This is a genomic window from Shinella sp. R2-11 (assembly GCF_055330205.1).
This window is the reverse complement of sequence record NZ_JBVAPC010000010.1, coordinates 59,541-85,726: the sequence shown is the minus strand read 5'-3', so window position 1 is coordinate 85,726 and position 26,186 is coordinate 59,541. Positions and strand designations below refer to the sequence as shown.

Sequence of the window (26,186 nt, the reverse complement as noted above, 5' to 3'; positions counted from 1 at the left end):
CTCAGCCCCCCGCCTTCGCCTTCAGCGGCTTGGCCGCCTTCGTGAAATCCCCCCACGGGTCGGAGCGAAGCGCCGCAAGGCGCGTCGGCGTGTTGTCGACCGTGAAATAGGCCGGGCCGATATCGGGGCTGAGCTCGCTCCATGCCAGCGGCATGGAGACCGCCGCGCCGGGGCGGGCGCGCGTGGAATAGGGCGCCACGGCGGTCATGCCGCGCTGGTTGCGCAGGTAGTCGATGAGGATCTTGCCGCGCCGCTTCGACTTGGTGATGGTGGAGACGTATTTGTCGGGGCTGTCCTTCGCCATGGCGTCGGCGATGCCCTTGCAGAAGGCCTTGACCGCGGGCCAGCGCGCGGAGGGCTTGAGCGGGGCGCAAACATGCAGGCCCTTGCCGCCGGAGGTCTTCACGAAGGCTGCAAGGCCCGCCGCTTCGAGACGCTTGCGGGTCTCCTCCGCCGCGTCGATGACGGCCTGCCACGCCACGCCCTCGCCGGGGTCGAGGTCCATGATGATGCGGTCCGGCCGTTCCCAGTCGGCCAGCGTCGAGCCCCAGGGGTGGATTTCCAGCGTACCCGCCTGCACCAGCCCGATCAGGCCGTCGAGATCCTCGATGGCGACATAGGGCTCGTCGTCCTTCTCCGCCGGGTCCTGCACCTCGACGACATGGGCGTTGATGCCCTTCCAGGCGTGCTTCTGGAAGAAGGTCTGGCCGTCGATGCCGCCCGGCGCGCGCAAGAGGGCGAGCGGCCGGCCGACGATATGCGGCGCGATATAGCGCCAGACGTCTGTGTAATAGTCCGCAAGCCCTTCCTTGGTGACACCCTCTGCGGGCCAGTAGACCCGGTCGGGATGGGTGAGGCGCACGGTGCGACGTGGCGGCTTTTCGGCCCGGGGGGCGGCCGCGGCTTTTTCGGTGGCTTTCGACTTCGGCACTTCGGCAACGACCTCCGTGGCTGGCTTGTCTTCCCTCAGACCGCGGAAGGCAGCATGGCGCAGATGCCCGTCAGCCGTCCAGGCCCGGAATTCCACTTCCGCCACCAGTTCCGGCCGCACATAGCGCGCCTGCCGTGCTTCCTCCGCCGTCAGCTTGCGGGAAAAGGGGCTCTCGTCCGTCCGCATGCGGTTCAGCCGCCGGAAGAGATCGGCCGCGACGCTCGCGCTGAAGCCGGTGCCGACGCGGCCGACGGGGTCCAGCTTGCCGTTGCGGTAGACGCCGAGCACCAGCGAGCCGATCGCCTGGCGCGAGACGGTGGAAGGGACATAGCCGCCGATGACGAATTCCTGCCGCGCCGAGCATTTCGACTTGATCCAGCTCTTGCTGCGGCCCTCCCGGTACGGCGCGTCGCGCAGTTTCGAGACGACGCCTTCGAGGCTGAGGCGGCAGGCATGGTTCAGCACCAGCGCGCCGCTCTCGTCGAAGTGCTGGCTGTAGTGCAGGAGGCCTCCGGTTCCCGGCATGAGCTTTTCGAGGAGGGATTTCCGCTCCTCCAGCGGCATGCACGTCAGGTCGTAGCCGTCGAGATGGAGAAGGTCGAAGAGGTAGAAGACGAACCGGTTGTCGCGCCCCTCGCTGAGATCGGCCTGAAGCGCGGAGAAGTCCGATGCTCCGGCGCCGTTCTCCACGACGAGCTCGCCGTCGATCAGCGCCGTGCCGACGGGCAGGTCTTTAAGCGCCGCGACGACGGGCTTGCCGAATTTCTTCGTCCAGTCGAGCCCGCTGCGGGTGAGGAGCTTGACGCGGCCGGCCTCGATGCGGGCCTGAAGCCGGTAGCCGTCGAACTTGATCTCGTGCAGCCAGCGCTCGCCGACCGGCGGGGAAGCGGCGAGCGTCGCTAGCGTCGGGGGCAAGAAGTCGGGCAGTTTCGCCTTGCGCGCGCCCTTGAGGCCGGCGGGATCGGGGGCCGTGGCCTCCTCGGCCGCCGGTTCCGTCTTCTTTGCCTTCGCCGTCTTTCTGGCTGCCGATTTGCGGATGCGTCCGGTCTTTGAGGACCAGCCGGGCGCCTCGCCGGCGACATCGGCGATGTCTCTCCCGGTCTTCACCGATTCCGGCCGCTCCTCGAGGAGGTCGTCCTCGCCTTCGGGCACCGCGAATTCGTCGTCGCCCTTGATCAGCAACCAGTTCTCGCGCTTTTCGCCCGGCCTGCCGTGCATGCGCACGAGATGCCACCGGCCGTGCAGCTTCTCTCCGTCGAGCTCGAATTCCATATGGCCCTTGGCATAGGCCTTGCGGGCGTCGCCGAGTGGCGTCCAGGTGCCGTGATCCCAGACGATCACCGTGCCGCCGCCATATTCGCCCTTGGGGATCGTGCCCTCGAAATCGCCATAGTCCAGCGGGTGGTCCTCCACATGCACGGCGAGGCGCTTCTCGCTCGGCACGAGGCTCGGCCCGCGCGTCACCGCCCAGCTTTTCAGCACCCCGTCCATTTCGAGGCGGAAGTCGTAATGCAGCCGCGTGGCGTCGTGCTTCTGGATGACGAAGCTGTGGCCGCTTCTGCGGCCCTTCCTGCCCTTCGGCTCGGCGGTGGACGTGAAGTCGCGTTTCTGCCGGTAGACGTCCAGCGTCGCCATGGGTCACCCTGCCTTTCGCCGGGTCGCTGCCGGCTTGCGTGTCGATGCGGTCTTTTTCGCGCCGGCGCGTTTTGCCTTGCCGGGCTTGCCCGTCTCGCCGGCGCTCTGGCGTAGCGCTTCCATGAGGTCGATGACCTTGCCCTCGGCCTTTGGCCTGACGGGCCTGATCTTGCGGCCTTCGATCTTCGCCTTCACCACCTCGGCCAGGGCGGCATCGTAGCGGTCGTCGAATGTCTTCGGGTCGAAACGGCCGCTCTTGGTGCGGATGATGTGCTCGGCGAGGTCCAGCATCTCGCCCTTCAGCCTGATGTCGGGAATGTCCGCGAAGGCCTCCTCGGCCGGGCGCACCTCGTAGTCGTAGTTGAGCGTGGTGGCGACGAGGCCATCGCCATGCGGGCGGATGATGAGGGTGCGCATGCGGCGGAAGAGCACGGTGGCGGCGAGCGCCGCCACGTTCTTCGCCTTCATGCCGTCGCGGATCAGCGCGAAGGCCTCCGCGCCGTGGCGGTCGGACGGCGCGAGATAATAGGGCTTGTCGAAATAGAGATCGTCGATATCGGCACAGGCGATGAAGGCCTCGATATCCATCGTCTTGTCGCTCTGCGGCACCGCCGAGGCGACCTCCTCGGCGTTGAGCACGATATAGTCGTTCTCGCCGGCCTCATAGCCCTTCGCCTGGTCCTCGCGCTCCACCACCTTGCCGGTCTGGCTGTCGACGAATTCCCGGTGCAGCCGGTTGCCGGTGCGGCGGTTGAGCATGTGGAAGGAGATGCGCTCGCTCGTCGAAGCGGCGGTGTAGAGCGCGACCGGGCAGACCAGCTCGCCTACCTTCAGGAAACCTTTCCAGTTCGCTCTCGGCGCCACATCCGCACTCCCGCTTCAAAGCGGGTGCAATGCGGACGGGCCGCGATTGTTCCGCGCGGCGGTGAGCCTGAAACGGATGCGGCGCCCTTCCGTCGGGAAGGGCGCCGCATCGCATGGTCGGGCTGGTGCCTTGGCTTACCAGGAGGGGATCAGGGCGCCCTTGAACTCGTCGTTGATGAAGGCCTTGATGCTGTCGTCGTGATAGGCTTCGACAAGGGTCTTGACCCAGGGGGCGTCCTTGTCGGCGCGGCGCACGACGATCACGTTGGCATAGGGCGACTCGCTGCCCTCGATGGCGATGGCGTCGGTCTTCGGGTGGAGACCCGCCTCCATCGCGTAGTTTGTGTTGATGACGGCGGCGTCGACGTCATCCAGCGAGCGGGGAAGCTGCGCGGCGTCGAGTTCGGAGAACTGAATGTTCTTCGGGTTCTCGATGACGTCGGCGGGGCCGGCCTTCAGGCCCGCTTCCGGCTTGACCTTGATGAGGCCTTCCTTGGCGAGGATGAGCAGCGCGCGACCGCCGTTGGTCGGGTCGTTCGGGATGGCGACGGTCGCGCCTTCGGCAAGCTCGCCGAGGCTCTTCACCTTCTTGGAATAGACGCCCATCGGCGTGGTGATGGTCTTGCCGACGCTGACGAGATCGAAGCCGCGGTCGGCGATCTGGTTGTCGAGATAGGGCTGGTGCTGGAAGGAGTTGGCGTTGAGGTCGCCATCGGCCAGCGCCTGGTTCGGCACGACATAGTCGGAGAATTCCAGGATCTCGATGTTGAGGCCCTTCTTGGCGGCGACGTCCTTGACCTTCTCCATGATTTGCGCGTGCTCGCCGGGCGTGACGCCGATCTTGATGTCTTCGGCGAGCGCCGGAACGCTGATAAGGGCGGCGAGGGCCACTGAGACGAGGAACTTCATCATGTGTATCTCCTTGATGTTACATGGATTTGGGAGGGGATAGCATCAGCTCTTGCGGTTGCGCTTGTCAAAGCGCCGGGCGAGCGCGTCGCCCGCGCTCTGGACGAGCTGCACGAGGACGATGAGCACGATCACCACGGCCAGCATCACCTCCGGCATGAAGCGCTGGTAGCCGTAGCGGATGCCGAGGTCGCCGAGACCGCCGCCGCCGACCGCGCCGACCATGGCCGAATAGCCGATCAGGCTGACGATGGTCATGGTGAAGGCGAGCAGGATCGCCGGGCGGGCCTCGGCGAGAAGCACCTTGAAGACGATCTGCATGGGCGTCGCGCCCATGGCGCGGGCCGCCTCGATCAGCCCCTTGTCGATCTCCCGGATCGCGGCCTCGACGAGACGCGCGAAGAAGGGAACGGTGGCGATGGTCAGCGGCACGATGGCCGCCGTGGTGCCGATCGACGTGCCGGTCAGGAGGCGGGTGAAGGGAATGATCGCGACGACGAGGATGATGAAGGGCGTCGAGCGCGCCGCGTTGACGATCAGCCCGATGGCATAGTTCAGCGCCGGCGCAGGGAAGAGCTCGTTCCGGCCGCTGGTGGCGAGGAAGACGCCGATCGGCAGGCCGATCAGCGAGCCGACGAGGCCGGAGACGGCGACCATGTGCAGGGTCTGCAACAGGGACTTCCAGAGCAGGTCGAAAAGCATGTCAGGCGACATAGCCGAGCACCTCCGTGGAAAGGCCGGTTGCGGCATAGAAGCGGTCGGCGCGCTCGATGACCTCGGGTGTCGCCGGATAGGCGACGACCAGCGTGCCGAAGGGCTCGCCCGCGATCTCCTCGATGGAGCCGGCGAGGATGTTGACGTTGCCGCCGATCTCGGTGACGAGCCGGGCCGTCAGCGGCTGGAAGGCCGTCGCGCCGAAGAAGGTGAGGCGCACGAGGACGCGGTCGCCCGCCGAGGGCGCGGCCTTCACGCCGGAGCGCAGCCATTCCGGCAGGCTGGTGCCGAGCGTGGAGGAAAGAAGGATTTTCGTCGTCTCGTGCCGGGGTGCTGTGAAGATGTCGAAGGTCGGCCCCTGCTCGACGATGCGGCCCTTGTCGATGACCGCGACATGCGAGGCGATGGTCTTCACCACCTCCATCTCGTGCGTGATCAGCAGCACCGTCAGGCCGAGATCGGCGTTGATCTGCTTGAGAAGGGCGAGGATCGACTGGGTGGTTTCCGGGTCGAGCGCCGAGGTCGCCTCGTCGGAGAGCAGCAGCTTGGGCGCGGTGGCGAGCGCGCGGGCAATGCCGACGCGCTGCTTCTGTCCGCCGGAAAGCTCGGAGGGGTAGCGCTCCGCCTTGTCGCCGAGGCCGACGAGATCGAGGAGCGGGCCGACCTTGGCGCGGATCGCGGCGCGGTCCAGCCCGGCGATCTCGAGCGGCAGGGCGACATTGTCGAAGGCGGTGCGCGAGGACAGGAGATTGAAGTGTTGGAAGATCATGCCGACTTCGCGGCGCAGGCCCCTAAGGCCGGCATCGTTCAGCCCGCCGACATCCGTGCCGTCAACGACGACCCTGCCGGAGGTCGCCTTTTCCAGCCCGTTGACGAGGCGGATGAGCGTCGATTTCCCCGCGCCCGAGCGGCCGATGATGCCGGTGATCGCGCCGCGCCCGACCGTCATGTCGACGCCGTCGAGGGCGAGGAAGGCGTCCGCGGCGCCGCCGTAGCGCTTGGTCACGCCTTCGAAGGTAACCATGGGCGCAAGATCCGCTCGCTCATGCGAGGCGGCGCTGCCCGCGGCGGTTGGAAGTGTCATGTTCAGTTCACGCTTTCAGTCAGATCCTGGAGGAGATAGCATCGCTGCGGTGCCCTTGCGAGATGCAAGGCCATCCTGTTGGGGGCGACCCGCTGTCACATCCTGTCGCTCTCGGTCTCACGAAAAGCTTTAACGTGTCTTGCGGCCCGGTGAAAGTGTCCCGACGGGCGGGGCACGGGGCCTCTTTAGCCGGCCCGAGGCCGCTGTTCAATTGTCCTTTGGCAGGAGGCGGTCGGCTGCCCTCATTCCTGCCGGCGCACCAGCTTGCCTTCTTCCGCCTTGTAGAAGAACTGGCTTGCGACGAGCCAGCCCTTGAGCGGGCGCAGCGGCGGAATGCAGGTGAGCAGCATGAAGGGACCGGTCACCAGAAGCTGCGTCAGCAGCGAGGCGCCGAAGGCGACCTCCAGCCAGACGGCGAGCGCGACGCTCGGCACGCAGGCGAAGCAGATGACGAAGAAGGCCGGGCCGTCGGCCGGATCGGCGAAGGAATAGTCGAGGCCGCAGGCCTCGCATTTCGGCGCGAGGGTCAGGAACCCCTTGAAGAGATGACCCTGGCCGCAACGCGGGCAGCGGCCGCGGATCCCCGTCTGCATGGGCGGCAGCGGGGGATAGGCGTCATTCATGGCATGCATCCTTTCCATGGCATTCAATCCAATCATTAATGCTGTCATATGGATGCTTGAATGCAGTCAATCTGTCGAGCAGACATACTGACGCAGGCGCGCGGGCGGAGATCGCGCGCGGCTGTCCCGAGGGCGGGAAGAGGATTTATTCAGAAGAACGAGCCGGCCATTTCGGGCGGGCCTTCGAGTGCATGGGCCATGAATTCGAGGGCGGAGCGGAGCTGCGGACGGGCGATGGGGCCGCCGAGGCAGACGCGCACGGCCTCCGGCGGCGTGCCGTCGACCGTGAAGGCGTCGCTCGCGACGACGCCGAGACCGCTGCCGCGCATATAGGTGCTGAAGGTGGAGCGGGTCCAGCCATGCGGCAGGGGCAGCCAGATGTTGAAACTCAGCGGGTCGGCGGCGTAACTGCTCGCGGGCAGCAGGTTTGCGGCGAGCGCCTGGCGTTCTCTCGTTTCGATGCGAAGGGCCGCGAGGATCGCCTCGGCCGTGCCGTCCTCGGTCCAGCGCGTCGCGAGCGCGGCGGTGAGCGGCGAGGCCATGACGCTGCCGGCCCGCATCGCGCCGGCGAAGGACCAGAGCGCGCGGCTGTCGTCGGGCGCTGCGACATAGGCAAGGCGCAGCCCCGCGCCGATGCATTTCGAAAGGCCGCCGATATGCCAGGTGAGGTCCGGCGCATGGGCGGCGAGTGGCGCCGGCCCGTCGGTTGGAAGGAAGCCGTAGGCGTCGTCCTCGACGATCGGCACGCGGTATCTTTGCGCCACGGCGGCGATTTCCGCGCGGCGCGGGGCGGGCATGGTGAAAGTCAGGGGATTGTGCAGCGTCGGATTGAGATAGAGCGCCTTCGGCCTGTCGCGCTCGCAGGCCGTCGCGAAGGCATCCGGCAGGATGCCGTCGCCGTCCATCGGCAGGCCGGCAAGGCGCAGGCGAAGCTGGGCGGCGATGGAACGGATGCCGGGATAGGTGATGTTTTCCGAGAGCACCGTGTCCCCGGCGGCGGCGAGCGTGCCGAGGATCGCAAGCAGCGTCGGGTGCGCGCCTGGCGTCACGAAGATGCGCTCCTGCGGCGGTGCCAGGCCGCGGCGCGCGAGCCACAGCGCGGCGGCCTCCTTGTCCACGGCCGCGCCGCCGAAGCCCTGATAGCGTAGGAGCGGGACGAGATCGGCCGAAAGCGCGGCGAGCCCGCCACGCATGCGAGCGAGAAGGGCCGGATCGTCGGGCTCGGGCGGCATGTTCATCGACGGGTCGACGATGGCGGCGCGGCGCGGATCGAGAGGCGCGTCGGCGAGGGGGCCGCCGGCCGGGGGCGCGGCATTGCCGGTCACGAAGGTGCCGCGGCCGACATGCGATTGCACGAGCCCGCGCTTCTGCGCCTCCAGATAGCCGCGCGCCACCGTGGTGACGTCGATGGCAAGGCGCTTGGCCAGCGCCCGGTGCGTCGGCAGCTTGTCGCCGGCCGCCAGCAGCCCGCTGCGCAGGTCCGCCGCGATCAGGTCGGCGATCGCCATGTAGAGGGGGCTGTCACTTTGGCCGAGATCGGGATGCCAGTTCTTCATGCCGGGGATTCCATGCGCTGCGGATATTGACTGTATATTGCCTGCATGTCCGCCTGTCATCCACCGGTTCCGGACAAAGCGTCGCAAGGAAGCCTTGCCGTTGCCGCCCGCCATTGCGATAGTGGCGCCGTCGAACAGGGGGCAGAGGGCGGACGCTTGCCGTTGGAGGTCAGGGAAATAAGGGCGACGGCGCTCGGGGAGGCGGAAGCCTACCTCTCGACCTCCTATTGCGACCACCGGCTGGCGCCGCAGGACCGGACGGGCGCCGTCGATTTCCGTCATCGCTGCGTGCAGTTCTCCGGCTCGGGCTTCAATTTCCTGCAGTATGGCCACGAGGTCACGATCAGCTCCCGCTTCGAGGATTTCTACATGCTCGAAATGCCGGTCTCCGGCGGCGTGGACATCGCGTTCGGAACCGAGACCATCCGCTCGGAAGCGGGCAAGGCGCTGATCCTGTCGCCGGGGCCGAAGTTCCAGTCGCGCTGGCGGCGGGGCACGCGCCAGTGGATGCTGCAGATCGACCGCAGGCTGGTCGAGGAGCGCCTCGCGGCGATATCGCGCCGGCGCGGCGGCGGCAATCCGGTGTTCAATCCCGTCATCGACCTTGCCAGCCGGCATGGGCGGCAGCTCGCCTCGGTCCTCTACGCCTTTTCCGAAATGCTTGCGGACGATGCCTTTTCGGAGGCGCCGCAGGCCGTCGACGCGGCGCTCGGTTCCGTCGTCGACCAGCTCCTCGGCAATGTCGCCTTCACCAGCGCCGCATCGGTGGTCCCCGAGCGGCTGCATGCTTCGCCCCGCCATGTGAAGCAGGCGATGGACGCGCTGCGATTCCGCTATGCCGAACGCCTGCTGATGCCGGTGATCGCGGGCGAGATCGGCGTTTCCGAGCGGGCGCTCTACGAGGGGTTCCGGACCTATTACCAGCGCACGCCGCATGAGATCCTGACGCGCATCCGCATGGAGGCGGCGCGCAGGCTGATCCGCGATGAGGGCCTTTGCGCGGCCGAGGCGGCACGGCGCGTCGGCATCCATCACCTCGGCCGCTTTTCCGCCACCTACAGGCAGGCCTTCGGCGTGCTTCCCTCGGCGGATATCCGCCGCGATCACTGACGGCGCCGGCCCGGCCTGCCCTATCCACATCCTGCAGAATTCGCGCCTGATCGCCCCGCCGGGCCCTCATTCCCCATGACAGCTTCATGACGGGACCCTAATGTCCGCCCGGACGCCGCGTGAGGATGGCGGGTGGGAGAACGAAATGCTGATCGGCTTCGATGTCGGTTCGACCTCGATCAAGGCGGCGCTGTTCGACATGAACGGCACGGTGCTCGATCATTGGAGCCGCGGCTATCCGACCGAGCGTCCCGCATCCGGCATGGTCGTGCAGGACCCGCGGCACTGGCTCGACGGTATCCGCGATGCGATCGACGCCCTGCTCGCCGGCCGCGATCCGGCCGATATCCGTGCGGTCGGGCTTTGCAGCCAGGTCAATACGGATGTCTTCGTCGACAGGGACGGCACGCCGCTGGCGCCGGCGATCTGCTGGCAGGATATCCGCGCCGGTGCGGAGGCGGCGGCGCTCGATGCCACGATCACGCCTGCGGAGAAGCGGAGCTGGTGGGGCGCCGAAATGCCGATTGGCGCGAGCCATGTGCTGGCGAAGATGTTGTGGTTTTCCAAGCACCATCCCGATCTCTGGGAGCGCACGCATCGGGTTCTTTCGACCCGCGATTTCTGCCTCCTGCACCTGACGGGCGAGGCCTCGTCCGATCCCATCTCCGCCTTCGGCCATGTCGGGCGGGACCTCCGCTATATCGACGCGCTGATCGCCCGAGTGCCCGGCGCGGCCGGCAAGCTGCCGCCGCTCCGGCATTTCACCGAGATCGCCGGCGAGATGGCGCTCGGCTCCTCCGGACGCAAGGTGCCGGTGGTGACGGGCACGATGGATGCCTGGGGCAATCTCTTCGGCTGCGGCGTCTGCCGGCCGGGGCAGGGCATGTATGTCAGCGGCACCTCCGAGATCCTGGCGCTGGCCGGATCGCAGCGCATCGGCGCGTCCGGCATCGTCACCTTCGCCACCATCGACGGATTGGTGGTCAATGCCGGGCCGACGCAGAGCGGGGCGGATTCGCTGCGCTGGTGGGCGGCGACGGCGGGCGTGGAGCCGGGCGACGTGCCGCGGCTCGCCGGCCTTGCCAGCCGCGACGACCGGCCGATCCTCTTCCTGCCGCATCTCGAAGGCGAGCGCGCACCGCTCTGGGATTCCGAGATCCGCGGCGCCTTCATCGGCCTCGACAGCCGGGCCGGCGGGCCGGATTTCGCGCTCGCCGTGCTGGAAGGCGTGGCATTGGCGGCGCGCCATGCCATGGGCTCGCTCATCGATGCGGCGGGCTTCCGGCCGGACCACATGCTCTATGGCGGCGGCGGGGGGCGCTCGGACCTCTGGAGCCAGATCCGCGCCGATTGCCTCGGCATTCCGCTGCACCGCTTCGCCTTCGTCGATGTCGGCTGCCTCGGCGCGGCGATCCTCGCGGCCGTCGGCATCGGCGCCTTCGGCTCGATTGCCGAGGCGGTGCCGGCGATGACCAGCGTCGAGCGGGTCTTCGAGCCCGATCCGCTGCGCGCTGCGCGCTACGACGCCATGTTCCATGCCTATCGCAACGCCATCGACGCGCTTCGCCCCATCGGGCTGATCCGCACGGACGGCACCCAATGAAGAAACGACCTTTCCGGAGAGGAGAACCACAATGAAGAAATTCGCATTCGCAGCAGCCATCGCGGCGTTGATGGCATCCGCCTCGGCGGCCTTCGCCACCGACGTCACCATCCTGACGCCCTATATCAGTTCGGTGCCGACCAACGAGATGGCTCAGAGTTTCAAGGCCGAGGGCGAGAAGCGCGGCTGGAGCGTCACCATCATCGACACCCGCAGCGATTTCGGCCAGCTCGCCTCGCGCATGGAGGACACGATCAACGCCAAGGCCTCGGCCATCGTGCTGGTCTCGACGGACCCGGCGCAGATCGAGGATCAGGTGGCGCTCGCCGCGAAAGCCGGCATCCCGGTGATCTCGCTCGACGGCTCGAAGAACGCGAATGTCGCGGTCAATGTCACTTCCAACAATTTCGATCTCGGCACCCAGCTTTCCGACGCGCTCTTCAAGGCGCTCGGCGGCAAGGGCAATATCGTAAAATTCTTCCATTCGGCGCATCCGGGCGTGCACCAGCGCGAGCTGGCGCTCGACGAGGCGCTGAAGAAGAACCCCGACGTGAAGGTCATAGCCGATCATTTCGTGAAGGTGCCGGGGCCGGTCGACGACGGCCGCATCGCGATGGAGAACATCCTTCGCCAGCACGGCGACGAGATCAACGGCGTGTGGGCGGCCTGGGACGATCCGGGCGTCGGCGCGGAGCTCGCGACGGAATCGGAAAAGCCGGATGCCAAATTCATCATCATGGGCATCGACGGCAGCGAGCAGGCGGTCGAGATGATCAAGTCCTGCACGCGCTACAAGGCGACCTTCCGCCAGGACTTCCCGAAGATGGCGGCCGTCGGCGCCGAGCAGCTCGAGAAGATCCTCGGCGGCGGCAAGGCGGACAAGGACGAGCTCTTCGTTCCGGCCGTCATGATCACGCCCGAGACGCTCGGCGTGACCTGCCCGTAAAGAGGGATAACCGGCCATGCTGCTTGAGATCAGGGGCCTCGAAAAACGCTTCGGCGGCGCGCGGGCGCTGGCCGGGGCGAGCCTTTCCGTGGCCGCCGGCTCGGTGCATGGCCTCATCGGCGAGAACGGCGCGGGCAAGTCGACGCTGATCAAGACGCTCTCCGGCCTCGTGCGGCCGGATGCCGGCGAGATCCGCGTAGACGGCGAGGCGATCGCGATCAGCAGCGTGCGGGAGGCGGAGGCGCTCGGCTTCCGCTTCATCCACCAGGAACTCAGCCTAGTGCCGCAGTTCGATGCCGTCGAGAACGCCTTCGTCGGCCGGGCCTATCCGAAGAGCGGCCCGTTCATCGACCGCGCCGCCATGCGGCGCGCGGTGGCGGCGACGGCGGCGGCGATCGCGCCGGACCTGCCGCTCAACATGCCGGCCGGAAGGCTGACGACGGGGCAGAAGCAGCTCGTCGAGATCATCCGCGCGCTGATGAACGAGCCGGCGCGGCTGGTCGTCATGGACGAGCCGACGGCCTCGCTTTCCGAAGGCGAGGCGCGGCGGCTGCACGAGGCGGTGCGGGCGCTGGCGGCGCGCGGCGTCGCCGTCGTCTACATTTCCCACCGGCTCGACGAGGTGGCCGAGATCTGCGACACCTTCACGGTACTGCGCAACGGGGCGACGGCCGGGACCGGCGTTATGCAGGGCACGACGCGGGCCGATCTGGTGCGCATGATGTCCGGCCATGAGGAGATCGTCGGCGGTCGTCCCGCCGTGCCCGCCGTCGGAAGGCCGGTGCTGGAGGTTCGCGACCTGCCTTTCGGGCATCGCGGCAACACGCTGTCGCTGACGGTCGGCGAAGGCGAAATCCTCGGCCTCTACGGGCTGGTCGGCGCGGGCCGGTCGTCCTTCATGAAGATGATCTGGGGTGCGCGCCGGGCGGAGGGCGGAACGGTCCTCCTCGACGGCCATGTCCTGAAGCCGGGCGATATCCACGCGCGCATCTGCCACGGCGGGGCCTATGTGCCGGAGGATCGCCGGCACGAGGGGCTGGTGACGGCCCGCTCCATCGCGGAGAACCTGGCGATCAGCGATCTTTCGCGGGTGCGTGCCCATCCGGCGCTGCCGGTCACCAGCCGCAGCCGGCTGGCGGCGCGGGCGGAGGATATCCGCACGCGGCTTTCGGTGAAGATGGGCTCGCCCTTCGCCCTGCCCTTGACGCTTTCCGGCGGCAACCAGCAGAAGCTGCTGTTCGGCCGCTGGTTCGGCGGGCGCATCCGTCTCCTCATCCTCGATGAGCCGACGCGCGGGGTCGATGTCGGCGCCAAGGCGGAAATCCACGCCATCGTCCGGCGTATCGCCGAGGAGGGCGCGGCCGTGCTGATGACGACCAGCGACATGGACGAATTGCTGGCACTCTCGCACCGCGTCGCCGTCTTCGCCAATGGCGAGATCACGGCGCGGCTGGAGGACGAGGCCATCGCGCCGCCGCGCATCATCGACGCCGCATTCCATCACGAGACCAGAAGAGAACCCGCCGCATGACCGGCCTTGTCAGACAATACGGAACGCTCATCGCGCTCATCGCCATCGTCGTCGTCTTCTCCATCGCCTCGCCGGGGGCATTCGGCTCCATGTCGAACCTCGTCAATATCACCCAGCAGATGACGCTGCTCGCCATCGTCGCCATCGGCGCGACGGTGGTGATGGCCGTCGGCGAGTTCGACCTCTCGACCGCCTCCATCGTCTCCTTCGGCGGCATCTTCGTCGTCTATCTCTTCAAGCTCGGCGTGCCCGCGCCGCTCGCCTGCCTCCTCGTGCTGGCGGTCGCGGCGCTCTTCGGCGCGGTCTCGGGCTATGTGGTCTCGCGCTTCCAGGTGCTTTCCTTCATCGCGACGCTTGCGACCGGCACGATCATCGGCGGCATCACCTTCTGGGTCTCCGACGGTGCGACGCTGCTCGGCGATATCCCGGCCGGCTTCCGCGACATGGCGCGCGGGCACGTGCTGGGCCTGCCGACGCTGACCTGGTGGCTGATCGCCATCGCGCTTACCGTCTGGATCCTGCTCGACAAGCTGGAATTCGGCCGCCGGCTCTATGCCATCGGCGGAAACCGCGAGGCGGCGCGGCTGGCGGGCGTCCGGATCGTCTCCAACACGACGGCGGCCTTCGTCGTCTCGGCGGTTCTCTCGGCGCTGGTCGGCATCCTGCTCACGGCCCGCATCGGCAGCGCGAGCCCGACGGGCGGGGGCGGCTATCTGCTGACGGCCTATGCCGCCGTCTTCCTCGGCATGACGGCCTTCCGCGAGGGCGAGGCGAACCTGCCGGGCACGGTCGTCGGCGCGGCGATCATCGCCGTCATCGGCAACGGCCTCACCATTCTCGGCGTCTCGACCTTCCTGCAGGACATCATCACCGGCACGATCATCCTCTCCGCCGTGCTGGTGCGCCGCATCGGCAGGGGGACGGCATGACGGCGGCGGGCGCGGCAAGAGGGCGGCCGGGGCGCTACGGCCGGTTCGGCGGGCAGTTCGTGGCGCCGGTGCTGCTGCCGGTGCTCGACCGCCTCGAAGCCGCCTTCGACCAGGCCTGGGCGGACCCCACCTTCCGCCGCACCTTTGAGGATCTGCTGGAGCGTTTCGTCGGCCGGCCGACGCCGGTCTTCGAGACGGTGACGCTCGCCTCGGCCAATGGCGGGGCGCGCATCATCCTCAAGCGCGACGACCTGACGTTCAATGGCGGCAACTACGCCAATTCCGCGCTCGGCCAGTGCCTCCTCGCCGTGCGCATGGGGCTCGGCTCGGTGGTCACGGATACCGGCTCCGGCCAGAACGGGGTCGCGGCGGCGGCGGTCGCCGCCCGGCTCGGGCTTTCCTGCACCATCTACATGGGCAGCAGCGATGCGGCGCGGCACGCCGCGACGATCCGGAAGATGCGCGCCTTCGGGGCCGATCTCCGGATCGTGGAGGATGCCGACCGGACCTTGAGTGCCGCGACCTCCGCCGCCATCCGCCACTGGATGGGCAACAGCGCGACGACGGCCTATCTCGCCGGCGCGCCCATCGGCGCCCATCCCTATCCGGCCATGGTCGGCGCCTTCCAGGCGGTGATCGGCCGCGAGACGCGGCTGCAGCTTATCGAGGCCGGCGTGCTGCCGCGGGCCATCGTCTCGGCGGTCGGCGGTGGCTCCTCGACCATCGGCATCTTCTCCGCCTTCGTCGGCGATCCGCAGATCCGGCTCGTCGCGGTCGAGGCCGGCGGCCGGTCCGGCGGGGATGCGCCGCATTCCGCGCGGCTCGGCAAGGGGCGTCGCGGCATCTTCCACGGCGCCGAGACGCTGGTGCTGGCGGATGAACACGGCCAGATTCTGCCGACCGCCTCGATTGCGCCGGGACTTGCCTATCCCGGCTCGGCACCGGAGATCGCCGATCTCGTCGAGCGCGGCCGCGTGGAGACCGTCGCCGTCACCGACGAGGAGGCCCGCCAGGCGGTGCTGCGGCTGGCGAAAAGCGAGGGGATCCTCGTCTCGCTGGAGGCGGGCCATGCGGTGGCGGCCGCCGAGCGGATCGCCCGGCTCTACGACCGCAACGACGCCGTCGTCGTCATGGTGGCTTCCGCCGGCGACAAGGACCTCGACGTCATCTGGCCGGAAAGCTGACCATGGCGCGTTCCCCCAACCGCATCGACCGCATGTTCCGGCGCCTCAAGGCGGAGGGCCGCAGCGCCTTCGTCACCTTCACCGTCGCCTGCGATCCGGATTTTGCCGAAAGCCTCGAGCGGCTGCGGCTGCTTGTCGGAAACGGCATCGATCTCCTGGAGATCGGCCATCCCTATTCGGACCCCATTCTCGACGGCGCGACGATCCAGACCGCCAACCGGCGGGCGCTCGCGGCGGGCGGCAATCTCTCCCGCACGCTGGATCTCTGCGCCGCCTTCCGGGAAGAAGACGATACGACGCCCATCGTGCTGATGGGCTATGCCAATCCGCTTCTCGCCATGGGCTACGAGGCCTTTGCCGCGCGCGCCGCGGCGGCGGGCGTCGACGGCCTCATTGCCGCCGACCTGCCGCTTCGCGAGGCCGAGCCGCTGCTGAAGGCGCTTGGCAGGCATGGACTGGTGATGATCCCGCTTGCCGCCCCGTCGCTGCCGGTGGAGGATTTCGTTTCCGCCAGCAAGGGCGTCGGCGGTTTTCTCTATTGCATTCCCGTCGTCGGGCCGACAGGCGGGCCTTCCGCCTCCATCGAGGCAATCTCGGATGCGGTGGCGCGCTGCCGGACCGTCAGCCGCCTGCCCGTCCTCGTCGGCTTCGGCGTCAAGACGCCCGATATGGCGGCGGCCGTCGCGGAAGTCGCGGATGGCGTCATCGTCGCGACGGCCCTCATCGACCGATTCGAGGCGATGCGCGGGCAAGGGGATGCCGAGGCCTTTCGCCGGGCGGCCGCCGGGCTGGTCGCCGGCTACCGGCAGGCCATCGACGGCCGGCCGGCGTAGCGTCAGAGGCCGGGCCTATTCGACGACCGCGGCTATCTCGCTCTCGGCGCGGCCGCGCAGGGGGCGTTCCGGCATGAGGTGGTAGACGACCAGCGACAGCGCCATGGCAAGGGCGCAGGCGATGAAGATATAGGCGAAGGGCATGGCGGAGGCCGCGCCGGCTGCTGCCGCCTGCACGCCCTCGCCGCCGAGCGGCAGGCCGTTGCCGAGCGCAATGGCGCCCAGCGCCGCGACGCCGAGGGCGCCGCCGAGCGAGCGCAGGAAGGTCAGGAGGCCGGTGGCGACGCCGAGATGCGCCTGGTCGACCGCGTTCTGCACGGAAACCGTGGTGACCGGGAACGTCATGCCGGTGCCGAAGCCGACACCGATGGTCAGCAGTTCCAGCACGACCAGCGACGACCGGCCGGCGACGGCCGCAAGGACGGCAAGGCAGATCAGGCTGAGCACGCCGCCGACAAGGGCGATCCGCTTGTAATGGGTAAAGCGCGGGATCGCCCGGCCGCTCGTCGTGGCGCCGAAGACGGTGCCGAGCAGCAGGCCGAGCATCGCCATGCCCGAGCCGCCGGCCGTCAGCCCGTGGGCCGACTGCACATAGACCGGAAGGTAGACAGAGAGGCCGACATTGGCGGCCTGCACGAGGAAGATGGCGATCGTGCCCCAGCGCACGACGGGATCGGCAAGGACCTCCAGCGAGATCAGCGGCTCGGCGGCATGGCGCAGGCGCAGCGCGAAGAGGGCCCAGAGCACGACCGAGCAGGCGAGAAGCCCGAGGATTTCAGGCGAAAGCCAGGGATAGGTGCTGCCGCCCCAGTTGAGCGCCAGAAGGAGCAGTGAGGTCGCCGCGACGAGGAGCGTCGCGCCCGCCGCGTCGATGCTGTGCGTGCGCGCCACCCGCGGCAGCTTCTTCAGCGGATTGTTGATGATCGCCAGCGCCACGATGCCGAGCGGAATGTTGATCCAGAAGATCAGCGACCAGTGGAGATGTTCGGCGAAGGTGCCGCCGAGGAGCGGGCCGGCAATGCTGGCGACCGCCCAGGTGCCAGAGATCCAGGCGGCGTAGCGGGCGCGCTCGCGCGGCGGCACGAGGTCGCCGATCACCGTCTGCGAGAGCGCGAAGAGGCCGCCGCCGCCAAGGCCCTGCACGGCGCGGCCGACGATCAGGGTCAGCATATTGGGCGCGAGCGCACTCACCAGCGAGCCGATGAGGAAGATGACGATGGCGGCGAAGATCGTCGTGCGGCGGCCGTGCACGTCCGAGATCTTGCCGTAGAGCGGCGCCATGGCCGTTGCGGTCAGGAGATAGCCCGTGACCACCCAGGGGAGGTAGTCCGCATGGCCGAGCGCGTGGCCGATGGTCGGCATGGCGGGCGCGACGATCGTCTGGTCGAGCGCGGCAAGGAGCATGGAGAGAAGGACGCCGCCGATGATGACGTTCTTTTCCTGCTCCGAAAGGGCGGGAGTCGTTGCCGACGTTCCGTACGGGTGACGTGCCTCGTTCATGGTGCTGTCCGGTCTGAGATGGGCGTATGCAGCCGCCGGTTTCGTGAATCGGGCCGCCGCCGCGCTGGGGAAAACACCGTAAAACATCTTCCGCAGCGGGATGTCCACCCATTTGCGCCCGCCCGGCCGGTGGCGCGGGCGAATGCACGGAAACGTGATCGGCGGCGGCAGGGCGCGTCAGGCGATGTCCGGCAGGTCCGCGGCCGGCTCGCCGTCGCGCACGACGACGCGGCCGCGGCGGATGACGGTGCGCTTGTGCGGTGTCAGGGCCACGGCCTCGGCAAGGGTGCTGGCGGGCACGAGAACGAGGTCGCCATGGTCGCCTTCGGCAAAGCCGTAGCCGGAAAGGCTGATGCCCTCGGCGCCGCCGAAGGTGCAGATGCGCATGGTCTCCGCAAGGTCGGCGTCGTTGGTCATGCCGTTGCGCTGGGCGAGGTACTTCGCCCGCTCCAGCATGTCGCCATTGCCCCACGGTTCCCAGGTGCCCTGGATGCCGTCCGAGCCGGAGGCGACGACGAGGCCGCTCTGCCGCATCAGCCGGAGCGGCAGGGCAGGAGCCGAGGGGCTGCCGACCGTCATCACCGCGATGCGCTCGGCCGCCAGCGCCTCGATCAGGGCCTTCTGCCGCGCGGCGTCCAGCATGCCGAGGCAGTAGCCGTGGCTGACCATGACCTTGCCCTGCATGGAAAGGGCGCGCGTGCGCTCGATGATGAGCTCCAGGCAGAAGGCGCCGAGTTCGCCGAGTTCGTGCAGATGGATGTCGATGGGCTTCCCGTGGCGCTCGGCGAGCGAGAAGATCGCATCGAGATGGCGCACCGGATCGCGCTCGATGGTGGCGGGGTCGATGCCGCCGACGATATCGGCGCCGGCCTTCATCGCTTCGTCCATCAGCTCGAACGTGCCCTCGCGCGGCAGCATGCCGCTCTGCGGGAAGGCGACGATCTGCACATCCACGAGATCGCGCAGCGCCTCGCGGGTTTCCAGCACGCCCTCGATATTGGCGATGCCGATTTCCGTGTCGACGTCGACATGGCTGCGGATGTGAAGGACGCCGAGCTTCAGCGTCTGGAAGATCTGCCGGGCGGACTGCCTTCGGGCGTCGATGCCGAGTTCGCGCTTTGCCTTGCGGTCGGCGAGGATGCGGTCGTTGCGGGTCGGGCCGATGCGGTTTTCGAACCAGTCCATGCCGATCAGCGTTTTGTCGAGATGGGTGTGCGCCTCGACAAGGCCGGGCAGGGCGATGAAGCCCGTGGCGTCGATTTCCCGGGCGGGACGGCCATCGCCCGCGGCGCTGAAACGCCCGCCGCGGATGAGGAGGTCCACCGGCGCGGCGCCCATCGGGCGGGCGTTGCGGATGAGGATGTCTTCGGTCATGTCCGGTTTCCTTTCTTCACGCGATGCCGGCGCGCCGCATGGCGAGCCGGAAGGCCTTTTCCGCCCGGTCGAGGATGGCGTCCTCATCCTGACCGACCAGTTTGCGCCCGCGCATCAGGATGCGCCCGCCGACGATGGTCGTGTCCACGTCCGCGCCGTTGGCGAAGCGCGCGAGGCGCTGAACAGGATCGACCGGCGGCCAGAGATGCGGCTGGCGCATGTTGACGAGCAGGATGTCGGCGCGCTTGCCCACTTCCAGCGAGCCGATCTCGCTTTCCATGGAGAGGGCGCGGGCGCCCTCGATGGTCGCCATTTCGAGAAGCTCGGACGGCGGCAGCACGGCATCGTCGCGGAAATGGCGCGCATGGTAGCGGTGCGCCTGGAACATGTTGCGGAACATGTCGAAGGAACGGTCCGGCGCGGCGGCGTCGGTGCCGAGCGAGACGGTGACGCCTTCCGCCCGCAGTTCCGGCGCAGGGCAGCGGCCGGAGACCGACATCAGCGCGCTCGGATTGTGCGCGACCTTGGCGCCGGTGCGCTTTAGCGCGGCCCTGTCCCCATCGGTGAGGTCGACGCAATGGGCAAGCAGCGAGCGGCCGTCGAAGAGGGCCATTTTCTCGTCGGCGGCGGCGATCGAACCGTCGCGGTGGCCGTCCTGGACGAGCAGGACGCCTTTTTCCCGCGCGAGCCATTGCGCTTTTTTCGAAAGGTCGATTGCCGCGCCGTCTTCCAGTTCCGCCGCATTGAAGACCGGGAGCGACACCGCCAGTTGTATGCGGTCGCTGCGGCCGGCCCAGGCGTCGATCAGCCCGGCGCTGACGTCGAGCTGCGCATCCGGGGAGACGACGACATCGTCATGGTCCTCGCCGCGCCAGGCGCGGTATACGCTTGCGGCGGACGGCCGGTTGGGGCCGACGGCGAGCACTTCGCGCACGCCCATGGCAAGGATTTCGGCCAGATGGGCTTCGGCCGCCTCGGGGGCCTCCGTGCGCATGATGTCCGGGCCGCCGCCGAAGAGCAGCGCGGCGGTGGTGGTGCCGCACTTTATGCGTTCGGCTGCCGACAGGGCCGCCTCCGCCGCCCAGAATTCCGGGTCCGTAGCCTCCGCATAGATGCGTCCGGTGATCGTCATCCAGTCCTCGGAATCGCCGCCGAGACTCTTGGTCAGCATGTGGCCGGCATGGGCGTGGGTATCGATCAGGCCGGGCATGACCACCATGCCCCTGGCGTCGATGCGCTGCGCATCCGCCATGCCGTCCGCCGTGCCCGCGCCGACCGCGGCTATGCGCCCGTCCTCCACCAGCACGTGGCCGCGCTCGAATAGGCGCCGATCGGCATCCATGGTGATGATCACACCGTTCTCGATCAGCAGAGCCTTCGTCATCGAATTTCCTCCCGCAGTGATTGCATGCGAATTTCGCCATGTCATGTGCGCAAAGCCTAACCTTCGTATCTTGATATTGCGCGCATATTATGTACAGTCATATTGAGAATAATCGTATGCAAATTTTTTGGGAACAAGCATACAAACTCGGGAGACCCTGGTGAAGACCTATCTGAAGACCCTTTTGGCGGGGCTTGCCGTGCTGGCGCCGCTTTCCACGTCCGCCCTTGCCGAAACGCTGCGCTGGTCGGCCTCGGGCGATGTCATCTCCTACGATCCGAACGCGCAGGTCGACAGCTTCACGCAGAGCGTCCAGCACATGGTCTTCGACCCGCTGGTCCGCCGCAACAAGGACCTGAAGCTCGAGCCGGCGCTCGCCACGTCCTGGGAAATCGTCGAGCCGACCCGCTGGCGCTTCAAGCTGCGCCAGGGCGTGAAGTTCCATGAAGGCCAGCCCTTCAATGCCGACGACGTGGTGGCCACCATCGAGCGCCAGATCGATCCCGGCGCGCGCAACCGCGAGAACCTCTCCGCCGTCACCGGCGTCGAGAAGGTGGACGACTATACGGTCGACCTCATCCTGCGCGGTCCCTATCCGCTGCTGCTCAACGAGCTTGCCGCCATCTACATCATGAGCAAGCCGTGGATGGCCGAGCACGACGCGCTGAAGCCGGGCAACACGGCGACCGGCGTCGTCACCTATGCCAGCGCCCATGCCAACGGCACCGGCTCCTTCAGGCTGAAGAGCTACGAGCCGGATTCCCGCTCGGTCTTCGAGGTCAACAAGGACTGGTGGGACAAGCCCGAGCATAACCTGACGGAAGTGGAATTCCGTCCGATCGCCTCCGACGCGACGCGCGTCGCCGCGCTGCTTTCCGGCGAGGTCGACATGATCGCGCCGGTTCCGCTGCAGGATATCGACCACATCGCCTCCACCGACGGGCTGAAGGTCGTGGAGAATCCCTCGCTGCGCACCATCATGCTGGCGCTGAACTTCAAGAAGGAACTACATGCCGATCCGGGCGTGCCGAATCCCATGCTGAACGAGAAGGTGCGGCAGGCGCTCTGGCACGCCATCGACCTCAACACGATCCAGAAGCGCCTGATGCGCGGCAAGTCGCGCGTCGCGGCCATGCTGGTCGCCCCGGCCGTCACCGGCCATGACGACGCCATCGACGTGCCGCTGGAATACGATGTCGACAAGGCGAAGGCGCTGATGGCCGAGGCCGGTTATCCGGACGGCTTCAAGACGGGCCTTTCCTGCTCGAACGACCGCTATATCGCCGACGAGCAGATCTGCCTTGCGATCTCCTCCATGTGGGCGAAGATCGGCGTGAAGGTCGACCTCAACGTCGAAAGCAAGACGACCTATTTCCCGCGCATGGACAACGGCGAACTCGATGTCTACCTGCTCGGCTGGGCCTCGCTGCCGGCGATGGACGGCTACAGCGTTCTCCAGGCGCTGCTCGCCACCAATGACGGCACCTATGGCGGCTCCAATCCGAACGGCCTTTCGGACCCGCGCATCGACGCGCTCGCCCGCTCGGCCTCGGTGGAGCTCGACGAGGCCAAGCGCATCGACATGCTGAAGGAAGCCTTCCGCATCACCCATGACGAGGCGCTGTTCATTCCGCTGCACCAGCAGCCGGTCGCCTGGGCCATGAGCGACAAGGTCGACATCCCGCAGTTCCCGGACGAATACGTTCGCCCGTGGTTCGCGCAGGTCAGGAAGTAACGGCTTCTCCCAAGGCTGGTCCCGGCAGGCGAAAGCAGGCCGGGGCCGATCGGCATCCGGGCTCCATTTTCCGCAGGCCACAGGCCGGGAGGACGCGGGAGCGCAACGGCCCGGTTTCCGCCCCCAGGGCATGATCGCTCCCTCAAGGACCATTCCGATGCTCAGACTTCTTTCCGTGAGGCTTCTGCAGGCCATCCTCGTGATGCTCGCCGTGACGGCCGTCGCCTTCGTCATGTTCCGCTTCGTCGGCGATCCCGTCGCCTCCATGGTGCGCGAAGGCGCGACCCAGGCGGAAAAGGACGCCCTGCGCATGGCGCTCGGCCTCGACAAGCCCATCGTCACGCAGTTCCTCGATTTCGTCGGCCAGGTGCTGACCGGCAATCTCGGCACGAGCTTCCGCTACCAGCAGCCGGTCGTCGGCCTCCTGATGAGCCGCCTGCCGGCGACGCTGGAACTCGTCATCGTCGCCACGCTGCTGGCGCTGTGCATCGGCATTCCGCTCGGCGTGCTCTGCGCGCTGAAGCCGCATTCCTTCCTGTCGCGGTTCACCCAGTCGGCAACGCTCGTCGGCATCTCCATGCCCACCTTCGTCACCGGCCTGCTGCTGATCCTCGTCTTCGCGGTCAACCTGCGCTGGCTGCCTTCGTCCGGCCGCGGCGACCTCGTCGATCTCGGTTTCTGGCAGACGGGCTTCCTCACCCTTTCGGGCCTGAAGTCGCTGATCCTGCCGTCGATCACGCTGGCGCTCTTCCAGCTCACGCTGATCATGCGGCTGGTGCGCTCGGAGATGATCGACGTGCTGTCGTCGGACTATATCCGCTTCGCCTTCGCCCGCGGCCTGCCGCGCGCCTATATCTACGGCCGCCTTGCGCTGCGCAACGCGCTGATGCCGGTCGTCACCGTCACCGGCCTTCAGATCGGCCAGCTCATCGCCTTCGCCATCGTCACCGAGACGGTGTTCCAGTGGCCGGGCATGGGCCTGCTCTTTACCAATGCCGTCGGCTATCCCGACATGCCGGTGCTCGCCGCCTACCTGCTCTTCGTCGGCTTCCTCTTCGTCATGATCAACATGATCGTCGACATTCTCTACACCTTCATCGATCCGCGCCTGAGGACACGATAATGGCCACGCAATCCCTGATGCGCCGGCTTCCGCCGGTTTCCGTGATGATCGCCGGCCTCGTGCTCGCCGTCATGCTCGTGCTCGTCCTCTTCGCGCCGATGATCGCGCCAATGGACCCGCGCGATGTCTCCTCCTACTCGCTCATCGACATGGAGATCCCGCCCTCCTTCATGGACGGCGGCGATCCGCGCTTCCTGCTCGGCACGGACAACCAGGGCCGCGACCTCGTCTCGGTCATCCTGTTCGGCCTGCGCATCTCCGTGGTCATCGGCCTCGGCGCGGTGCTGTTTTCCGCCGCGCTCGGCGTGATCCTCGGCCTTGTCGCCGGCTTCTTCGGCGGCATCGTCGACAGCATCGTCATGCGTATCGCCGACGTGCTCGTCAGCTTCCCGACCATCCTCGTCGCGCTCCTCATCAGCGGCATCGCCCGCGCGCAGCTCAGCGCCGACACGATGCTGACCTGGGCGCCGCTGGTGCTGATCTTCTCCATCGCCGTCAACGAATGGGTGCAATATGCCCGCACGGTGCGCGCCTCGACCATGGTGGAAGTGGCGCGCGACTATGTGCGCGCCGCCAAGGTCATCGGCCTGCCCTCCGGGCGCATCATGGGCCGGCATATCCTGCCGAACGTCATGAGCTCGGTCATGGTCATCGCCACGATCAACCTTGCCGGCGCGATCCTGACGGAGGCGACGCTCTCCTTCCTCGGTGCGGGCATGCCGCCGACCTATCCCTCGCTCGGCACGCTGATCCGCATCGGCAACCAGTTCCTGTTCTCCGGCCTCTGGTGGATCGCCGTGATGCCGGCGGCGGTGCTCGTCGTCCTCGTCCTCGCCGTCAACGTGATCGGCGACTATCTGCGCGACCGCTTCAACCCGAAACTGATGGCCCGCTGAGATGACCGAAACAAAGCCCCCCGTTCTCGACATCCGCAAGCTGCGCGTCGAATATCCGCTGGCCACCGGCGACACGCTCGTCGCCGTCAAGGACATCGACCTCCTCATCCGCCCGGGCGAGATCCACGCCCTCGTCGGCGAATCCGGCGCCGGCAAGACCACGGTCGGCAATGCGCTGATGGGCCTGTTGCAGGCCCCCGGCAAGATCGCCTCCGGCTCCATCGAGATCGCCGGCAAGCCGATCGACCTGCGCACCGGCCGCACCGAGGGCATCGTGCCCGGCCGCGACGTCGGCGCGATCTTCCAGGACCCGATGACGAGCCTCAACCCGCTCTTCACCGTCGAAAGCCAGCTCTGCGAGGGCATGCTCGCCCATCTGAAGCTTTCCCGCTCGGCGGCGAGGGCACGCGCGCTGGAGCTGATGAAGGCCGTTGGCATTCCCGAGCCGGAGCGCCGGCTCGGCTCCTATCCGCACCAGCTTTCCGGCGGCCAGCGCCAGCGCGTTGTCATCGCGACGGCGCTCGCCTGCAACCCGCAGCTTATCGTCGCCGACGAGCCGACCACGGCGCTCGACGTGTCCGTGCAGGCGCAGATCCTCAAGCTGATCCGCGACCTTGCCGACGAACGCGGCGTCGGCGTGCTGCTCGTCACGCACAATATGGGCGTCGTCGCCGAGATCGCCGACCGCGTCACCATCATGCAGAACGGCGCGGTGGTGGAGAGCGGTACGGCCCGCGAGGTGCTGACCAATCCGCAGGCGCCCTATGCCCGCATGCTGATCGCCGCCGTGCCGCCGATCGAGCATCGCCTCGAGCGCCTGCCGGTGCCGAGCGAGGAAACGCAGGTGACGCTCGATGCCCGCGCCAGCGTGCGCGGCAAGAGCACGAAGAGCGAAACGGGCAGCAGGGACGATGTCGTCCTCTCCGTGCGCGACCTTGCCGTCGAATATGGCGGGCGTTCGCTGATCCCCGGCCGCAAGGCGTCCGTGTTCAGGGCGGTGAAGGGCGTTTCCTTCGACGTCCGCCGCGGGGAGATCTTCGGCCTTGTCGGCGAATCGGGCTGCGGCAAGACCACCGTCGCCAACACCATTGCCGGCCTCGTCACCCAACGTTCCGGCAGCATCGATTTCCAGGGCACGGCGCTCGGCGCCAGACGCGAGAAATCCGTCCGGCAATCCTTGCAGATGGTGTTCCAGGACCCCTATTCGGCGCTGAACCCGCGCCTGCGCATCAATTCCGCCATTGCCGAGCCGATCCTGTTCTACAAGCTCGCCTCCAATGCGGAAGAGGCGCGGCAGGATGCGAAGACCCTGCTGGAGGCGGTGGGCCTGCCCGCCGATGCGGGCGGGCGTTTCTCGCATGCCTTCTCCGGCGGCCAGCGCCAGCGCATCGCCATTGCCCGCGCGCTCGGGCCGCGCCCGTCGCTGCTGATCTGCGACGAGCCGACCTCGGCGCTCGACGTCTCGGTGCAGGCGCAGCTCCTCAACCTCCTCAAGGACCTGCGCGACCTTGCCGGCCTCTCCATGCTGTTCATCAGCCACGACCTCGCGGTGATCCGCCAGATGTGCGACCGCATCGCGGTGATGAAGGCGGGCGAGATCGTCGAGCTGGCCGATACGGAGACGCTGTTCACCGCGCCGCAGCACGACTACACCAAGGAGCTGCTGCGGCTCGCGCCCTCGCTCGATCGTATCCTTTCGCGCCAGACGGCCGCGGAGTGACT

21 protein-coding genes are annotated in these 26,186 nt (G+C 67.7%); 11 read left to right on the top strand and 10 right to left on the bottom strand.

All coding sequences use genetic code 11. The features are described 5' to 3' along the window. Window position 1: 1 nt before the first annotated feature. The 7 genes from ligD to ACZ1A1_RS21985 all read right to left on the bottom strand — a co-directional run bounded on the left by ligD (window position 2) and on the right by ACZ1A1_RS21985 (window position 8,316). Complete coding sequence (gene ligD, locus ACZ1A1_RS22015) at window positions 2-2,566, bottom strand: DNA ligase D (RefSeq protein WP_463621575.1); 2,565 nt, start codon at window positions 2,564-2,566, stop codon at window positions 2-4. A gap of 3 nt (window positions 2,567-2,569) precedes the next feature. Next, on the bottom strand, window positions 2,570-3,430 hold the full coding sequence (gene ku, locus ACZ1A1_RS22010) for a non-homologous end joining protein Ku (RefSeq protein ID WP_463621574.1): 861 nt from the start codon (window positions 3,428-3,430) through the stop codon (window positions 2,570-2,572). A 135-nt stretch (window positions 3,431-3,565) separates the two neighbouring features. Next, entirely contained in the window at window positions 3,566-4,342 is a 777-nt protein-coding gene (locus ACZ1A1_RS22005) for a MetQ/NlpA family ABC transporter substrate-binding protein (RefSeq protein WP_313193323.1), read from the bottom strand. Window positions 4,343-4,384: 42 nt separating this feature from the next. Further along, window positions 4,385-5,053 carry a methionine ABC transporter permease gene (locus tag ACZ1A1_RS22000; protein WP_318910007.1) on the bottom strand — a complete coding sequence of 223 codons (669 nt, stop codon included), beginning with the start codon at window positions 5,051-5,053 and terminating at the stop codon, window positions 4,385-4,387. After that, window positions 5,043-6,137, bottom strand: a complete 1,095-nt coding sequence (locus ACZ1A1_RS21995) for a methionine ABC transporter ATP-binding protein (protein ID WP_409529998.1) — start codon at window positions 6,135-6,137, stop codon at window positions 5,043-5,045. Before ACZ1A1_RS21995 ends, ACZ1A1_RS22000 begins: the two co-directional genes overlap by 11 nt. Before the next feature lie 242 nt (window positions 6,138-6,379). After that, window positions 6,380-6,760 carry a DUF983 domain-containing protein gene (locus tag ACZ1A1_RS21990; RefSeq protein ID WP_313193321.1) on the bottom strand — a complete coding sequence of 127 codons (381 nt, stop codon included), beginning with the start codon at window positions 6,758-6,760 and terminating at the stop codon, window positions 6,380-6,382. A 149-nt stretch (window positions 6,761-6,909) separates the two neighbouring features. After that, the gene (locus ACZ1A1_RS21985; RefSeq protein WP_463621573.1) at window positions 6,910-8,316 is read right to left on the bottom strand and encodes an aminotransferase-like domain-containing protein; all 1,407 of its coding nucleotides are present in this window, start codon (window positions 8,314-8,316) and stop codon (window positions 6,910-6,912) included. Window positions 8,317-8,478: 162 nt separating this feature from the next. Here ACZ1A1_RS21985 and ACZ1A1_RS21980 point away from each other — a divergent pair, with 162 nt between their 5' ends. The 7 genes from ACZ1A1_RS21980 to trpA all read left to right on the top strand — a co-directional run bounded on the left by ACZ1A1_RS21980 (window position 8,479) and on the right by trpA (window position 16,452). Continuing rightward, on the top strand, window positions 8,479-9,426 hold the full coding sequence (locus ACZ1A1_RS21980) for an AraC family transcriptional regulator (RefSeq protein WP_463621572.1): 948 nt from the start codon (window positions 8,479-8,481) through the stop codon (window positions 9,424-9,426). A gap of 145 nt (window positions 9,427-9,571) precedes the next feature. Next, the gene (locus ACZ1A1_RS21975; RefSeq protein ID WP_463621571.1) at window positions 9,572-11,029 is read left to right on the top strand and encodes a xylulokinase; all 1,458 of its coding nucleotides are present in this window, start codon (window positions 9,572-9,574) and stop codon (window positions 11,027-11,029) included. Window positions 11,030-11,060: 31 nt separating this feature from the next. Then, a complete protein-coding gene (locus ACZ1A1_RS21970; protein WP_463621570.1) occupies window positions 11,061-11,975 on the top strand; it encodes a sugar ABC transporter substrate-binding protein in 915 nt (304 codons plus the stop codon). Between the two features lie 16 nt (window positions 11,976-11,991). Continuing rightward, window positions 11,992-13,506 carry a sugar ABC transporter ATP-binding protein gene (locus ACZ1A1_RS21965; protein WP_463621569.1) on the top strand — a complete coding sequence of 505 codons (1,515 nt, stop codon included), beginning with the start codon at window positions 11,992-11,994 and terminating at the stop codon, window positions 13,504-13,506. Further along, window positions 13,503-14,435 (top strand): ABC transporter permease, encoded by a 933-nt coding sequence (locus tag ACZ1A1_RS21960; RefSeq protein WP_463621568.1) that lies wholly within the window; start codon window positions 13,503-13,505, stop codon window positions 14,433-14,435. Before ACZ1A1_RS21965 ends, ACZ1A1_RS21960 begins: the two co-directional genes overlap by 4 nt. After that, window positions 14,432-15,619 (top strand): tryptophan synthase subunit beta, encoded by a 1,188-nt coding sequence (gene trpB, locus ACZ1A1_RS21955; protein WP_463621567.1) that lies wholly within the window; start codon window positions 14,432-14,434, stop codon window positions 15,617-15,619. The genes ACZ1A1_RS21960 and trpB overlap by 4 nt, the downstream gene beginning before the upstream one ends. 2 nt (window positions 15,620-15,621) lie before the next feature. After that, window positions 15,622-16,452: a tryptophan synthase subunit alpha gene (gene trpA / locus ACZ1A1_RS21950; RefSeq protein WP_463621565.1), complete on the top strand. Its 831-nt coding sequence runs from the start codon at window positions 15,622-15,624 to the stop codon at window positions 16,450-16,452. 15 nt (window positions 16,453-16,467) lie between these two features. On the opposite strand, the gene ACZ1A1_RS21945 is transcribed toward trpA, so the two are convergent. The 3 genes from ACZ1A1_RS21945 to ACZ1A1_RS21935 all read right to left on the bottom strand — a co-directional run bounded on the left by ACZ1A1_RS21945 (window position 16,468) and on the right by ACZ1A1_RS21935 (window position 20,710). Next, on the bottom strand, window positions 16,468-17,952 hold the full coding sequence (locus tag ACZ1A1_RS21945; RefSeq protein WP_463621564.1) for an MDR family MFS transporter: 1,485 nt from the start codon (window positions 17,950-17,952) through the stop codon (window positions 16,468-16,470). Window positions 17,953-18,129: 177 nt separating this feature from the next. Beyond that, the gene (locus tag ACZ1A1_RS21940; RefSeq protein WP_463621563.1) at window positions 18,130-19,326 is read right to left on the bottom strand and encodes an amidohydrolase; all 1,197 of its coding nucleotides are present in this window, start codon (window positions 19,324-19,326) and stop codon (window positions 18,130-18,132) included. Between the two features lie 16 nt (window positions 19,327-19,342). Next, the gene (locus ACZ1A1_RS21935; protein ID WP_463621562.1) at window positions 19,343-20,710 is read right to left on the bottom strand and encodes an amidohydrolase family protein; all 1,368 of its coding nucleotides are present in this window, start codon (window positions 20,708-20,710) and stop codon (window positions 19,343-19,345) included. Between the two features lie 160 nt (window positions 20,711-20,870). On the opposite strand from ACZ1A1_RS21935, the gene ACZ1A1_RS21930 reads away from it, so the two are divergent. The 4 genes from ACZ1A1_RS21930 (at window position 20,871) to ACZ1A1_RS21915 (ending at window position 26,184) form a co-directional block, all read left to right on the top strand. Continuing rightward, window positions 20,871-22,445 (top strand): ABC transporter substrate-binding protein, encoded by a 1,575-nt coding sequence (locus tag ACZ1A1_RS21930; protein ID WP_463621561.1) that lies wholly within the window; start codon window positions 20,871-20,873, stop codon window positions 22,443-22,445. Between the two features lie 157 nt (window positions 22,446-22,602). Next, on the top strand, window positions 22,603-23,568 hold the full coding sequence (locus ACZ1A1_RS21925; RefSeq protein ID WP_119256493.1) for an ABC transporter permease: 966 nt from the start codon (window positions 22,603-22,605) through the stop codon (window positions 23,566-23,568). Then, complete coding sequence (locus tag ACZ1A1_RS21920) at window positions 23,568-24,464, top strand: ABC transporter permease (protein ID WP_415215471.1); 897 nt, start codon at window positions 23,568-23,570, stop codon at window positions 24,462-24,464. Before ACZ1A1_RS21925 ends, ACZ1A1_RS21920 begins: the two co-directional genes overlap by 1 nt. Before the next feature lies 1 nt (window position 24,465). Continuing rightward, complete coding sequence (locus ACZ1A1_RS21915) at window positions 24,466-26,184, top strand: dipeptide ABC transporter ATP-binding protein (protein WP_463621560.1); 1,719 nt, start codon at window positions 24,466-24,468, stop codon at window positions 26,182-26,184. Window positions 26,185-26,186: the final 2 nt, after the last annotated feature.